This is a genomic window from Rhizobium giardinii bv. giardinii H152 (assembly GCF_000379605.1).
GTDB classification, from domain to species: Bacteria; Pseudomonadota; Alphaproteobacteria; order Rhizobiales; family Rhizobiaceae; genus Pararhizobium; species Pararhizobium giardinii.
Window position 1 is genome coordinate 215,044 of sequence record NZ_KB902713.1, and the last position, 14,110, is coordinate 229,153.

Genomic DNA, 14,110 nt, shown 5'->3' on the forward strand with positions numbered 1-14,110 from the left:
TGACGAAAGCGAAGAACACCCTAGCCTGGCCTCTTACCGGACATTCCATGCGTCCCCATTACCGTAGAACCTTTGCAAAAGCGAGATCCGGTGACAGCGATGGAAAACTCGTCAGGACTGCGGGATCGTGGCCTGGAACGAGTATTCCGGACGGTCCTGAAAGCTCACGGAGAGTTCGGTATCCCTCCAGTACGTCGGCGTAATCGGCGAAAAGCGGAAAGACGTCGTCATGCTCCAGATAGCGTTGAAAATGGAGGGCGTCCGATGCGATAACGACGACGTCATTGCCATCGTCCAGCCTCACGACCTGAAGGCCCCTAGAATGACCACCGACGAGATGGATAGTGAGCCCCTCCATAATCTCGCCGTTCCCGTCGTGGAAGCACACCCTGCCGGAAAACGTCAGGCGGACCGCATCGACGACGGCGTCCACTGCAAAGGGACGCCGAAGACGATCATGGCACATGCATCGTCCTGTACCGTAGGCCATCTCCCGATCCTGCAGGTGGAACAGGGCTTCGGGGAAGTCCGCAAGGTTTCCCGCGTGATCATAGTGAAGATGCGTGATGACGACGTCGGTAATGGACGATGCGGAAATCCCGAGCTGGCGAAGCGCCTCGACCGGATGGATCAACATGGTCCTCCCGCGCCTTTCCGCCTCCTGCGGGCTAAACCCGGTGTCAACCAGGATCAGACGTTCACCATGGCGGATCAACCAAACGAAATACTCGATCCTGCCCGGGGCGTCGTGGGGATCTCCTGCTTCCAGGCCGAGTTCGCCAGCGGGCCGAACCGCAGTGCCGTAATGTATCGCCAGGACTTTCCAGTCGGTCAAATTCTCGCTCCTTCCGCAGGCTCAAGGAACCAGCAGATGCCGGATCACCTCGCCACGGTCTAACCGGTCGAAGGCCTCGTTGATTTCCTCAAGCGGGCCAGTGCTGGACAGCAGTCTCTCCACGGGCAACCGACCCTTGAGGAACAGATCGATATAGCGGGGAACATCGCGCGAAGGTACGCAGGACCCCATGTAGCTGCCTTTGATGACGCGTTCTTCCCCGACAAGAGGAAGCGGCGAGATCTCGAATTTGGTGTTCACGTTCGCCAGACCCGCTGTGGCCGTCGTGCCGCCGCGCCGCGTAATGCCATACGCGGTTTCGAACGCTTTGCTCGACCCTGCCATCTCGATGGCGTAGTCCACTCCCCCGCGGGTCGCTTCCTTGACCTCGCCGATGACATCCGGCGTGGTTGCCAGGAAGGTACGCGTCGCGCCCAACGCCTTAGCCAACTCAAGCTTCTCCGGCATCAAATCGATGGCGACGATCTCGCTTGCCCCGCTGGCCACCGCTCCGAGGACGGCCGACAAGCCCACGCCTCCCAGGCCGATGACGGCGACCGACTGTCCCGGCTTCACGCCACATGTATTTACGACGGCACCGACGCCTGTCATGACGGCGCATCCGAACAAGGCCGCCATGGTGACGTCCACGTCTTTGGTGATCTTGACGACCGAGTGCGCCGACACGACCGCGTATTCCGAAAACGCCGATACGCCGCTGTGATGGTTGATATCGTAGCCCCGAAGACGGATATGCTTGCTACCGTTCAACAATGTCCCGGCGGCGTTTGCGCGATAGCCCGGTTCACAGAGGCTTGCGCGTCCTCCCGCGCAGTAATCGCAGTGTCCGCAGATGGGCAGGAACGACATCACGACGTGATCGCCAACCTTCACTGTATCCACACCGGGTCCGATTTCTTCGACAATGCCGGACGCTTCATGCCCCAACGCGACAGGCAATGGGCGGGGGCGGTCGCCATTTATCGCGGACAGGTCGGAATGGCACACACCAGCGGCCTTGATCTTGACCAGGACCTCAAGATTGCCCGGAGGCGCCAGATCGACGGTCTCGACACTGAGAGGTCGCGAACTTGCATAGGGCTTCGGAAGCCCTGACTCTCGGAGAATGACTGATTTCATCTGCATTGTCGCGTATTCCTATCTCGAGAGCATCTGCATGGCGGCGGGTACGTAGCGGAAGCCTTCCCGCTCCCGGGCGACGTTGCCGAGCCCGGGCCACGCAAAGTGATAGGACATCACGGGTATGCGGTCTGTCGCGAGCATATCCAGCACCCGTGTGCGCGACCGCGCCGAGAGCTTGGGATCGGTGTCGTACTTGAACTCCATCCACGGGCGTTCCATCAGCAGGATATGATGATGGGTCAGATCGCCGAGGAAGCAGAGCCGATCGTTGCCCGACTGCATGAGGAAGCAGAAGTGGCCCAAGGTGTGGCCTGGAGCGTGCACTGCCTGCACGCCCGGCAGAAACTCCTGACCGTCCACGAAATGCGTTATCCGATCACGGTGTGGGAGAAGGTTCCTCCGGGCATTTTCCACCTGGGCCTTGAACCCGTCATCAAGCTTGCCTCCGTCGGTCCAGTCATCGAAGTCGCTTTCGCTTATGAAGATCTCCGCGTTGGGAAAATTAAGCTTGCCGTCCTGATCGCAAAGTCCGCCGGTGTGGTCGATGTGTGCGTGGGACAACACCACGGCATCGACTTCCAATGGGTCGATCCCTGCCTCCTGCATGCTCTTCAGCAGGCGACCGGTCGTCGGCCCGAAAATCTTCGACGTCCCCATCCCGGTGTCAAACAGGATAGTCTTTCCGTTGATTTTGACTAGGGGGATGTTCTGCTCGAGGGTTACCGACGAGCTGGACAGGAAGTTCCTGTCCAGCATTTCCGTCACCGTGGCCGCGTCGACCCCGAGGAAATTCTCCCGCGGGTCGCCCAATTCCAACGGTCCGTCCGAAAGTACCGTTATTTCGCCGCTTCCGAACTTGAACGGATAGAAATAGGGCAACTTAGTCTGATGCGCTTGGTCATTGAGCACGCCGCTTATCCTCCCAGATTGGCTGCACTATTTGACAGATTGTATGAAAATCTGTCAACACAATATTGGTGATTGTCTACGAAAGTCAGGAAACGACCGAGAGCATGTGACCCCTTGGCCTGCCGATGTTGAACTGTTCGATCTGCTGCATCAGCCTCTGGGTTTCCTTTGTGAGTCCCTGAGTGGCGGCGTGGGCTTGCTCGGCGATAGCAGCGTTTCGCTGGGTGCTGTCATCGATCTCGCCAACGGCCTGGTTCACTTCGATAAGCGAAGCCGCCTGGTCCCTGCTCGCCGCAGCGATAAGCTCAACCCTTTCGGAAATTCCGGCAACATTCGACGATATCGCAGTCAACACCCTGCCCGCCTCGTTCACCAATCGCGAACCCGAGGCGACTTCCTCGGTTGATCTTGCTATAAGTTCCTTGATTTCCTGAGCGGCTAGAGCCGACCGCTGGGCAAGTTCCCTGACTTCCTGGGCCACGACCGCGAAGCCCTGCCCCGCTTCTCCAGCTCTCGCGGCCTCGACACCGGCATTGAGTGCCAGGAGATTGGTCTGGAAGGCGATCTCGTCGATAACGCCGATGATTTGCGAAATGCGCCCGGAAGCCGCTTCTATACGGCCCATAGCGTCGACCGCGTTCGTGACCACTGAAGCAGACGCATCCGCGGCCTGCTTGGTTTCCTTTACAAGCAGGGCTGCGGCTTGCGCCTGCTCTGTCGACGAACGCACGGTCGCGGTGAGTTGATGAACCGCAGCCGCGGTCTCCTCCAACGACGCGGCTTGACGCTCGCTGCGGCGGGAGAGATCATCGGCGCCACTGCTGAGGTTGTCTGCATTTTGCCGAATGAGCACGATGTTGCCGCGAAGTTCCGACATCGTCGCCTGCAAACGCAGCAACGAATTGTTGAAGTCCTTTCGCAACTGTTCCAGCCGCCCGGAGAACGGTTGATCGATCGTGCTCGAAACATCACCGTTGGATAACCTCTCCAGCCCAGCGGCAAGACTGTCGACGGCGTCGCCGATCTGTTTGTCGATCTCGGCTTTCTCCGCCTCGTTGTGCCGCCGTTCAGCTTCGGAAGCCGACCGTTGACGATCCGCGTCGTTCTCGATCTCGATTTTCCTCGCGGCATTCTCCCTGAAGACACAGAGCGCCCGGGCCATTTCTCCGAGTTCATCAGCGCGCTCAGAACCGCCGATCTCGATGTCAAGGTCCCCTTCCGCCAAACGCCGCATGTCGTCGGTCAATCGGACGACGGGTTTCTTGAAAGTCGCAATCATCCCGAAGCCAGCGAGAAGTGCGACGAGGACGCCAGCAAATGTCGTGATGAGGCCAATGCCATTCGCGTAAGCCGTCTCTTCAATGGCTCTTGCGCGCTGGGCGTCGGCAAACGTCGTGAGGTGGCCCCATATGGTGTTCAACTGGTCTGTCGTCTGCCTATATTGCGCACGCCTCACTTCCGAGATCTCGACGAGCTTCGCACTGTCCTGCGTCATACCCTCTACCGCCGGCGGCACCGTATTCTGGACTGCCTTAAAAAGGTCGAGGTCGGAAGCGGCACTCCAGATGTCCAATATCTCCTTCTTCGTTCTGTCAAAGTTCTGGACGAGCTGCGCGCGGTTTTGTTCGGTAGGGTCGGCTATGAAGCGCGCAAGGTTTATCCTGATGAGATAGCTGGAGTCCGAAAGTCTTCGGCTGCCGTCCAAGGCGCTGCTGATCTTCGCCAAACGTTGGTCGAGACCTGCGAACTCGACGATTGCTTTCTTTGTTTGCTGGTTCGCTACCGCGTTAATCGCGACGGAGATTTCCTTGAACGCGGACATTGCGGTGTCGAGGCCGACGGCGTTGTCCGATGCGGCGCCCTGCGACAGAAGTTGTGTTACGCTTTTCACCGCGCCATCGACCGAGCTCGACAGTTTTGTGGCGTCCGATGGCAAGGAAGCCCGCAGATTTCGGGCGCTCCGACGCAACTCGCCCACTTTGCCGCCCAAATATTTGAGTTTCAGCTCGGTCGTTCCGGCGGATTGGTAGCCCGCGGCAAGATCAAGGAAGAAGGTTGCATAGCCTGTCACCCTGTCGGCATCGCGCAACATCGATTTGGCGGCGCCCTCGGACTGCTCTCCGGACTTCCTCAACTCGTCAGCTAGCCTGAGCATTTCATTTTGCGACCAAACCAGCGATTCAGAATGATTGGCGATCGAGCTTACCAGTTGCTCTTCGCTTTCATGGACGCTCCAGAGAGAGTCAAAATTGTCCACCACGTCCCGCATGATCGCGTTTGCCGACCGGAGGCCTTCGCTTTCCCCCGTAGCTCCGGCATTCGTCACTAAAGCCTGCAGATGCGATTGCTGGGCGAGCAGGTCAGCCTTCACGCGATCGCGCCTTTCTTCCGACGCCTCGTCGAGAAACTCTCTCATCGAGGCGGAGACGTCACGGAAACCCGAGAGCACCTGCATCACCTGGCTTGAGGTTTCCAGGCGGCTTTGTAGGAGACCCGCGGCGTAGTGCCCCAAAAACCCCACCGCGCAAATGCTGATTATGAAAGGCAGTACGAAAATGATTACTTTTGTCTGTAGCCGGAAACGGGACAACAGCCTGTCCATTGTGGTCGATCCTTGTCCATAGGCGGTGAAGAAACTTCATCAATCGGGATCCGCCTCCGATGGAAGCATCGAATCATCAATGACGACACGAGGCTGCGCGACTGAGGATTGTCTGTCAACAGATTGTCTGATAAAGCATGTTAAGGTTTGTCAAATTGTCTCACGAACTTGCGGAGGAATAACTCCAGAACCGGCGCTGCCGCAGCGGCACAACTTTCACCGCTGACATCGATCAAACCGCGATGTCCTTGTTTTCAGTGGAAAGCGGTGGCCATGTGAAGGCTGCGAACATGTCGTGGTCGTCGTCGGGACGGCGCCCTTGGTGAACAAACGGGCCTTCCTTTTCATGGATGGGCGGCTCCGCGGATGACGCCGACATCACCAGCTTTCCCAATATGCATATCGAGATGCCGATCTGGGAAAGGTAAGTATTGAGATTGAGGAAGCAGAGAAGATGACTGATACGAGAGCATTGCTCGATAATATGACCTTGGCCGAGCAGGTCTCGCTACTTTCCGGCGATACGTTCTGGTCTTTACCGCCCATCGACCGCCTAGGGATAGGGAGATTGCGCTTGACCGACGGCCCCAACGGCGCCCGCGGGGCGGGGTCTTTTGTCGGGGGTGTGACCGCAGCGGCTTTCCCGGTAGGCATTGCCATCGGAGCGAGTTGGAACCCGGACCTAGCCAGGGAAATCGGCAGTGCGCTAGCTGACGAGGTTCTTTCAAAAAGTGCCCATGTCTCGTTGGCGCCGACCGTTAACATCCAGCGCAGCGTCACAAACGGCCGCAACTTTGAGTGCTTCTCTGAGGATCCGATACTGACGGCGAATCTTGCCGTAGGCTATATCGAAGGTCTGCAGTCCAAGAAAATCGGTGCCACGATAAAACATTTCGTCGGCAACGAGTCCGAGATCGAACGTACAACCATCTCTTCAGATATCGATGAACGCACTCTGCGCGAAGTCTACCTAATACCCTTTGAGGCGGCGGTGAAGCGGGCAAAGGTCTGGGCCGTGATGTCTTCGTATAACAAACTAAACGGTACTTACACGGCGGAAAGCCACTGGCTGTTGAACGAGGTTCTGCGCGGCGACTGGGGTTTTGACGGCGTGGTGATGTCGGACTGGTTCGGCTCGCGTTCGACCGCACCCACCGTGAATGCGGGGCTGGATCTGGAGATGCCGGGCCCGACCCGCGACCGCGGCTCCAAGCTTCTGGCCGCAGTCGAAGCGGGCGAGGTAAGTGTCGAGACCATCCGCGCCTGTGTGCACAATATCCTGACCCTGATGGAACGCACCGGCGCAATCAACGATCATCGCGAGTTTAAGGAGTACGCCATTAATCGGCCGGAACATAGGGCACTCATCAGGCGCGCGGGAGCGGAAAGCGCAGTTCTGCTACAGAATGATGGCATCCTGCCATTGGCTCAGCAAGGTACTGTCGCCATCATTGGACCCAATGCCAAGATCGCGCAGGTTATGGGAGGCGGCTCGGCGCAGTTGAACCCCCACTATGTCGTCAGTCCGTGGCAGGGGCTGGCGGACGCCCTGGGTGAGGAGAACGTGTTCTACGCTCAGGGTTGCAGCAATTATCGGTTTCAGCCACTGATAGAAAACCCGACAACCTTCGAATTTTTCCAAGAAAGGGAGCTTGCTGGCGAGCCGGTGAAGGTTGTCGAGGAACCGTCGAGCCTCGGTGTATGGTTGCCCCCCGTGGCCGGGGGCCTAGTCGATCCGCATCGCTTTTCCGCCCGAATGCGCACCGTCTTCACAGCCTCAGAAGCCGGCGTCTATCGCGTCGGCCTGACCTCGGCCGGGCTTGGCCGGGTCTATGTGGACGGCAGGCTTGTGGTGGACGCCTGGGCTTCCTGGACACGTGGTACCACATTCTTTGAAGAAGGCTGCGAGGAGGTCGTGGGTGAAATCACGCTCGAAGCCGGCCGTACATACGAGGTCGTCGCCGAGTACGCCCGGCACGATCACGTCAACCTCTATATCGCCGCAATTCGGGTAGGAATAGGCAGGTTTTCGGCCGAAGCGGAGATTGCCGAGGCAGCAGCCGTCGCCGCGAAGGCTGATCATGCGGTAGTCTTCGTGGGCAGAACGGGCGACTGGGATACCGAGGGCTCCGATCTCCGCGGCATTGCACTTCCTGGTCTGCAGGACCAGCTTGTTGAGGCGGTAATTGCGGCCAATCCGAACACGATTGTCGTCCTACAAACCGGTGGACCGGTGGAAATGCCCTGGCTTTCCGGTGCTCGTGCAGTACTGCAATGCTGGTATCCCGGCCAGGAGGCTGGCAACGCGATCGCCGATGTGCTCCTCGGCAAGGCCGAGCCCTCGGGCCGACTGGCACAGACCTTCCCCGTGCACTGGGCTGACAATCCCACACATACCGAGGATGACGCGGTCTATCCAGGCAAGGATGGCCATGTGCGATATGACGAAGGTGTGTTCGTTGGATATCGGCACTACGATCACCAGGGCATTAAGCCGCTGTTCCCCTTCGGTCATGGTCTCGGTTATTCAAGCTTTGCGATGTCAGACCTGACTGTCGGGCTGCCGGATGCTGCCGGCGCGGTGACAGTGACACTGGGATTGACCAACGTCAGCGAGCGGCCAGGTTCGGCAGTGGTGCAAATCTATGTCGGCGATGTTGAAGCATCTGTACCCAGACCGGTCAAAGAACTGAAAGCCTTCTCGAAAATCGCCCTGGAACCCGGTGAGAAACGAAGGCTCAGTTTCATTCTTGACGCCCGAACATTTGCCTTCTTCGACACGACCGAGCGGTGCTGGCGGATAGAGACGGGGGAATTTGCAGTTATGGCTGGGTTCTCGGCCACCGACATCCGTTTGAGTGGAAATGTCACGCAAAAGGGCGCGGTCTTGTCGCTCTAATCGTGCAGAGAATCAAAGACTACGTTTGGTGGTGGTTGAGTCCGAAAAAGAGCGCAGTGGCGGTGAAGCTCGGTGAGTGAGTGAAAGAATGGCTCAAGACGGGCGATATTGTCATCGACAGGAACGATATCGACCTTCATAGGCGGCGAAGATGGTGTCGGAAGCGTTGGCGGACACGTTCGCGACAGCGTCGGTCCTGCGCTTTTTTTGATGCCTTTCGCAGTCTCTCGAACTGAGCTCACGCTGTCGCGAGATCGGAATCGTCAATCGTATCGAGCCGAGCTGCCACATTCTCGTGCAGTTCGGCTCGACCGATCTCCTTCAGGACATATGTATCGAGCAGAAATTTCAAGCTTAGTCATCCAGCGCGCTAAGATCGGGAGCACCGATCGACCCGAGCGATATCGTATCCACCGGTGCGAAGACTACGGGGGGCAGCAAAGTTGGATCTCGATGGCCCAACCCTGATCATTCCTGGCAATGCGAAATCTTGTTTTCGGACGCGGAGCCACGGACAGACGCCGTCGCTCTGTGCGGAAACTTGAGCCTGCAACCCTTTCCAGGTATTTATCGGTCGAGAGCGCAAAATTACAGGCACAGGATGCGGCGATGCTGAAAACCGACACCCGCCAAGCAAATTGGCGCCGTGCTAATCCAGCGAAATATGATGCTCATCTTGCTGTACAGCGAGCCGTAAAGGCAGGCGAGCTGGAAAAGCAAACATGTGAGGTCTGCGGGATTGAAATGGTCGACGCCCATCATGATCAATACGACGACCCTTTAAAGGTGCGCTGGTTATGCCGACGGCATCACACAAGGCTTCACCACTACGGCGAGGATATGTTTCCGATCAGGAATGGCCTTTCGGTGCGGTCCGCCGATCGCTCTTGATTTCAGGTGGCGTTCCCGCGTGACTTGATGCCTAGCAACGCGATGAAGGCGCACACTGCTTGTTGCGTAACTTTCGCCATGTGATGATTTCGTTCGACTGCCCTCCGGATAGGATTGACGCGAAGGCATTGCCCTCGCGCCCTTCTCTACCACTCAGTCCAACAGGCTAAGATGCAGTGGCTCAGGAAAATACGCGAAGCCCTCTCCCGCTATGCCGACGTGCCCGTAGCCCGGCCATGGGAAGTGGTAGGACATGAAAGGTATTCTATTGAAGGCCAGCATTTTCAGAATGCGCACACGCGATTGAGCCGACAGTTTGGGATCGGTATCGAACGCAAATTCCATCAAAGGTTTTTCGAACAGAAGCACAGGATGATGAGTGAGGTCGCCGCCATAGCACATTGTCTTTCCTGCTGACTCAATCATAAAGCAGCTATGGCCGAGTGTGTGTCCGGGAGCGCTAATGGCATGAATACCCGGAAGAAACTCCTGTTCGTCCTGGAAAAAAACCATGCGGTCCCGCACGGGTTTGAGGTTGTGGATCGCGGCTTTAACAAGACCGTTGAGATCGCCTCCAAGTTTTTTCTCGTCGGTCCAGAAATCGTAGTCGGTTTGGCTGATGTACACCTGGGCGTTTGGAAACGTTGGTTTCCCGTCGTCGCCCCAGATTCCGCCGACGTGGTCCCAATGAGCATGCGAACAGACGACAGCGTCAATATCTTCCAGCGCAATATTCGCGGCGGCCAAGCAAGACTTGAGACGGCCAGTCGTCGAGCCAAATTGCTTGAGCGATCCCATCCCCGTGTCGAATAAAACAAGCTTGCCAGCGATGTTCACGACAGGTGCGTTCTGGGCTAGAACGACCTCATCCGTGGGCAAGAAGCTGTGGGTGAGCATGGATCTTATCTCGTCGGCAGGAACGCCGAGAAAGCTTTGTGTCGGGTCGCCGAGCGGAAGTGGGCCGTCTGAAACGACGGTTACCTGGGCGTCCCCAATGGCAAATCGATAAAAGTCTGGAGCTTGTGCCCCGGAAACGGGGCTTGCCTCAGCGGGAGCCGCTATACTGTTCGCACCTAAAACGGCTCCACTCAATGCAGCTCCTCCTGCCAATAGTAAGTTGCGGCGGTCGATCTCGAAACGTTCATTTCCCATTTCACTCCTCCCGAGTTGCAAAAGTGCGTTTGCAGTGCGAACGCATATGCGCCGCGCTTGTCTTGCGGCGGATTTCGGCTTTGCCTGCATCGGAAAAGGTATCAAGTAGCAGGTCTAGGACAATTGAATTGCACGTCCGTTTCTATGAGCATCGCTCAAGAAAATGATCTCGATCGGACATGCAATTCATCAATCGAATCAATCCGGTCCGGATTGCCGCGTTGCTTCGGCCATCTGATCCCATTGGCTTTCGGCGAGTTCGGAAGAACACTTGGTGCCTGACCGCGGGACGCGGTTCGCATCCGAATGTCGGCAAGATTATCGCGGATTTCCTTGCCTGCCTCATCGTCATGTGAGTGCCTCGGCGTCAGGTCGCCAACGGGCGTTCAGAAAGCGTTCGGAGGGTGTTACCTCTGCCCGCGAAGACGCGCACGGCACCTTGAAGAAGATGCCACGGAAAACCGCGAGAACGTCACGTTCGTCCAATGGACGCACTTTTCTTTGCGCATGGACATGTTGCGGAGCCGGCACCATGCTTCGGAAGCACTTGCCAGCCCAGCATTCGTCCTTAAATCCGCGAGATGGTGGCGCAACGAAGTGGCCGACATATCTGCGGCCGCCTACGGTCACACCTCACAGGAAGCCGGTCGAGAGCCAGGGCACCGCCGCGACGATCGCAAGCCCGAGAAGCAAGGCGATCATGTACCCCCACAGCGGCTTTATGCCTTCCACCGGGTTCACACGGCCAATTGCACAGGCGGCATAATAACCGACGCCGAACGGCGGGAGAAACAGGCCCACTCCCATGGCGAGAATAACCACGATCGAATAGTGCACGTCGTGGATTCCCAATCCCTTGGCGATCGGGAAAACGAGCGGCGCGAACAGAACGACCGCGGGAATGCCTTCCAGGACGCTACCGAGCACGATGAACGCGACGATCGACACGAACATAAAGATCGGCGCTCCTCCGGGAAGACCCGCCATCGTCTGAACCAGACCACGCGAGAAACCCGACTGGGTCAGGCACCAAGCCACAGCCGTTGCCGCCGCGATGATGAAAAGGATGGCCCCGGACAAAACCGCCGTTTCCACCAGCATCGGGCCGACCCGCTTCCAGTCGAACCGGCGGTAAATGAGGACACCTGCCAGCAACGAGTAGGCAATGCCGATTGTTGAAACTTCCGTGGCGGTAGCAACGCCTTCGACAACCGCTGTGCGGATGATAAAAGGCAGTGCCAAGGCCGGAAGTGCAATGAGGAATGTGCGGAAGATTTCCCTGGCTGGCGGCTTGCTAAAACCCGACATGTCCTCGTTGCGATATCGCCACCAGACGACAACGCAAAGCATTAATCCGCATACGAGTGCTGGCAAAAGTCCGCCTATGAACAGCGCAGAGATCGATACGCTCGTAACGGAGCCGATGGTGATCAATACCAGGCTCGGCGGGATCGTCTCCGTCTGCGCACCCGTGGCCGCAAGCAGGGCCACGAGATCGCCGGGCTTTGATCCTCTCGCCTTCATCTCCGGGAACAGTGCCGGGGCGACAGCAGCCATGTCGGCGGTCTTCGAACCCGATATCCCAGATACCAGGTACATTGCCGCTACGAGGACGTAACACAGGCCGCCTCTGACATGTCCGAGCAAGGACGCCAGGAAGTTCAGCATCGCTTTTGCCATGCCCGTGACCTCCATCAGCATACCCAGCAGCACGAACAGCGGGACCGCCAGCAGGAGAAGATGCGACATTCCCTCATCAAGCCGACCCGCGATTACGCTTATCGGACGGCTGGTACCCAGAGCCACATAGCTGATAGCAGCGAGAGCGAACACGAAAGCGATCGGAACGCCGCTCAGCACACCCAGTCCAATGAAGACAACGAAGAACAGCACAAGGTTCCAGTTGCCCATCGCCATGATCAACGGTTTCGCCGCAATCGCCAACCCTATCAAGCATGCGGCTACAAGGACCCCGATCAGGAAATCGCTCAGCCTGATGCGCTGGAGGGCATTGGTCACGCCAAGGATAAGCATCAGCCCAAGTCCGATCGGAAGACCAAACGACCGCCATGCGACCGAAACTTCCATCGCGGGAGTGACGACCGGAACTTCATGAAGAGCGTAGGTCGTGGCCTTGGGCAGAAGAAGCACGCAGACCGAAAGGCAAAAGACGAGTGCAGCCACCTCCAGTCTTGCCCTTACGACGGGCGGCATCGCGTCCGCGATAACGCCCATCCTCATATGCTGTCCGCGGTGAAAAGCGAGGACCGCGCCCACGATCGAAAGCCAGAGGAACAACATCGAGGCGAGCTCGTCCGACCAGATGAGGGGCTCGCCCCATGCATAGCGGGCGAAGACGCCTGCAGACAGCACGAGTACCTCGACGACAACAAGTGCAGCCGCGATCATTTCAATCAGGCGCACGAGGCCCATTTCAGCTTTCGCCAGGACTGGCCACGTGCCGACCATGGGGGGGCTGACATTTTCAGAAGTAGCCATGTCAACGCCTCAGATCAATTTGCCCGAGCTAGACTCCAGCAACGCCCATGCTTCCTCGCCAAAACGCCCCTTCCAATCGGAGTAGAACGACGAAGCTTGCAGCGTCGCGCGAAACTTGGAAACATCGACGTCGATGAATTCAAGACCCTTGCTCGTCAGCTCTGCCTGGAGTTCGGAATTCAGCTTTTCGACATCGGCGCGTTGCACGAGGGCGGAGCGATTGATCTCGGTGACGACAATGTCACGCAAGTCCTCAGGAAGCATCTCGAAGTTGTCCCGATTGGCGAGGATCCAGAAGCCGTCCCACATATGGTTGGTCCGGGAGAGATACTTTTGAACCTCGTACATCTTGGCAAAGTAAATGCCAGCGAGCGGGTTTTCGAGACCGTCGGCCACGTGGGTCTGAAGCGCGGAATATGTTTCGCCCCATGGAATCGACGTCGGCGCGGCGCCGAGAGACTTGAAAAGCGATGTCCAGAGCGGCGCAGGAGGGACGCGGATCTTGAAACCCTTGAGATCCTCGGGCGACTTGATCGGTTTCCCGATTGAGGTCGTCTGCCGGAAGCCGTTGTCCCACATCTTCTCGAAGGCGAGCAGGTTGACCTTCTCAAAAGCCGTCCGGATGCTCCGGCCGAGCTCGCCATCCACCGACTTCCAGACCTGCGCGTAGTCGGGATAGGCAAATCCTACGCCGGTGATGGCCGCCGGCGGGACGAGTGTGGCTGCGATGAGGCCTGTCTGCGCAAGAAGGTCCAGGCCACCCGATCGAAGCTGGCTAAGCATGTCCGCATCGGTGCCGAGCTGGCTCGCGGGAAACACCTGAATGCTGACCCGGCCGTCTGTTTGCTCGCTAATCTTGTTGGAGGCCTCGGTCATGCGGGTGTTGAGCGGATGGTCAACGGGCATGATGTTGGCAAATTTGAACGAAAACTCCGGCGAGCTCGCGCGCATGATGCGCGGCGCCGCAAGCGTGGCGGTCATCGCCACGGAACTCATAATAAGCGTCCGTCGATTCATTGTGATCATTGGTTCCTCCTCTAACCGTGTTGATCTATGTCGATGTTTTTGGGAATTTGCTGTGCAGGCGCTCTCCTCGTAAGCGTCCGTCAGCACTCGCAGGTCACCTGACCTTTGAAATGATGTCCCTTGAAAGCTGGGAGCCTCCCAGTGTGCGGCTGGA

At 57.8% G+C, this 14,110-nt stretch carries 9 protein-coding genes; 2 read left to right on the forward strand and 7 right to left on the reverse strand.

The window, feature by feature from the left end; translation table 11 throughout:
* Positions 1 to 58: 58 nt before the first annotated feature.
* The 4 genes from A3AY_RS0127645 to A3AY_RS0127660 form a co-directional block, all read right to left on the reverse strand.
* On the reverse strand, positions 59 to 835 hold the full coding sequence (locus A3AY_RS0127645; RefSeq protein WP_018328919.1) for an N-acyl homoserine lactonase family protein: 777 nt from the start codon (positions 833 to 835) through the stop codon (positions 59 to 61).
* A gap of 21 nt (positions 836 to 856) precedes the next feature.
* Positions 857 to 1,981 (reverse strand): zinc-dependent alcohol dehydrogenase family protein, encoded by a 1,125-nt coding sequence (locus A3AY_RS0127650; RefSeq protein ID WP_013984731.1) that lies wholly within the window; start codon positions 1,979 to 1,981, stop codon positions 857 to 859.
* Between the two features lie 12 nt (positions 1,982 to 1,993).
* Positions 1,994 to 2,887 carry an MBL fold metallo-hydrolase gene (locus A3AY_RS0127655; protein WP_018328920.1) on the reverse strand — a complete coding sequence of 298 codons (894 nt, stop codon included), beginning with the start codon at positions 2,885 to 2,887 and terminating at the stop codon, positions 1,994 to 1,996.
* Positions 2,888 to 2,972: 85 nt separating this feature from the next.
* On the reverse strand, positions 2,973 to 5,489 hold the full coding sequence (locus tag A3AY_RS0127660; protein WP_018328921.1) for a methyl-accepting chemotaxis protein: 2,517 nt from the start codon (positions 5,487 to 5,489) through the stop codon (positions 2,973 to 2,975).
* 454 nt (positions 5,490 to 5,943) lie between these two features.
* Between A3AY_RS0127660 and A3AY_RS0127670 the strand changes: the two genes are divergently transcribed.
* Entirely contained in the window at positions 5,944 to 8,388 is a 2,445-nt protein-coding gene (locus tag A3AY_RS0127670; protein WP_026203905.1) for a beta-glucosidase H, read from the forward strand.
* 609 nt (positions 8,389 to 8,997) lie between these two features.
* A complete protein-coding gene (locus tag A3AY_RS38330) occupies positions 8,998 to 9,279 on the forward strand; it encodes a hypothetical protein (protein WP_026203906.1) in 282 nt (93 codons plus the stop codon).
* A gap of 153 nt (positions 9,280 to 9,432) precedes the next feature.
* On the opposite strand, the gene A3AY_RS0127685 is transcribed toward A3AY_RS38330, so the two are convergent.
* From A3AY_RS0127685 to A3AY_RS0127700, 3 genes are all read right to left on the reverse strand, one after another.
* Positions 9,433 to 10,431 carry an MBL fold metallo-hydrolase gene (locus A3AY_RS0127685; RefSeq protein ID WP_018328926.1) on the reverse strand — a complete coding sequence of 333 codons (999 nt, stop codon included), beginning with the start codon at positions 10,429 to 10,431 and terminating at the stop codon, positions 9,433 to 9,435.
* Between the two features lie 633 nt (positions 10,432 to 11,064).
* Positions 11,065 to 12,930 (reverse strand): TRAP transporter large permease, encoded by a 1,866-nt coding sequence (locus A3AY_RS0127695; protein WP_026203907.1) that lies wholly within the window; start codon positions 12,928 to 12,930, stop codon positions 11,065 to 11,067.
* 9 nt (positions 12,931 to 12,939) lie between these two features.
* The gene (locus tag A3AY_RS0127700; protein ID WP_018328929.1) at positions 12,940 to 13,956 is read right to left on the reverse strand and encodes a TRAP transporter substrate-binding protein; all 1,017 of its coding nucleotides are present in this window, start codon (positions 13,954 to 13,956) and stop codon (positions 12,940 to 12,942) included.
* Positions 13,957 to 14,110: the final 154 nt, after the last annotated feature.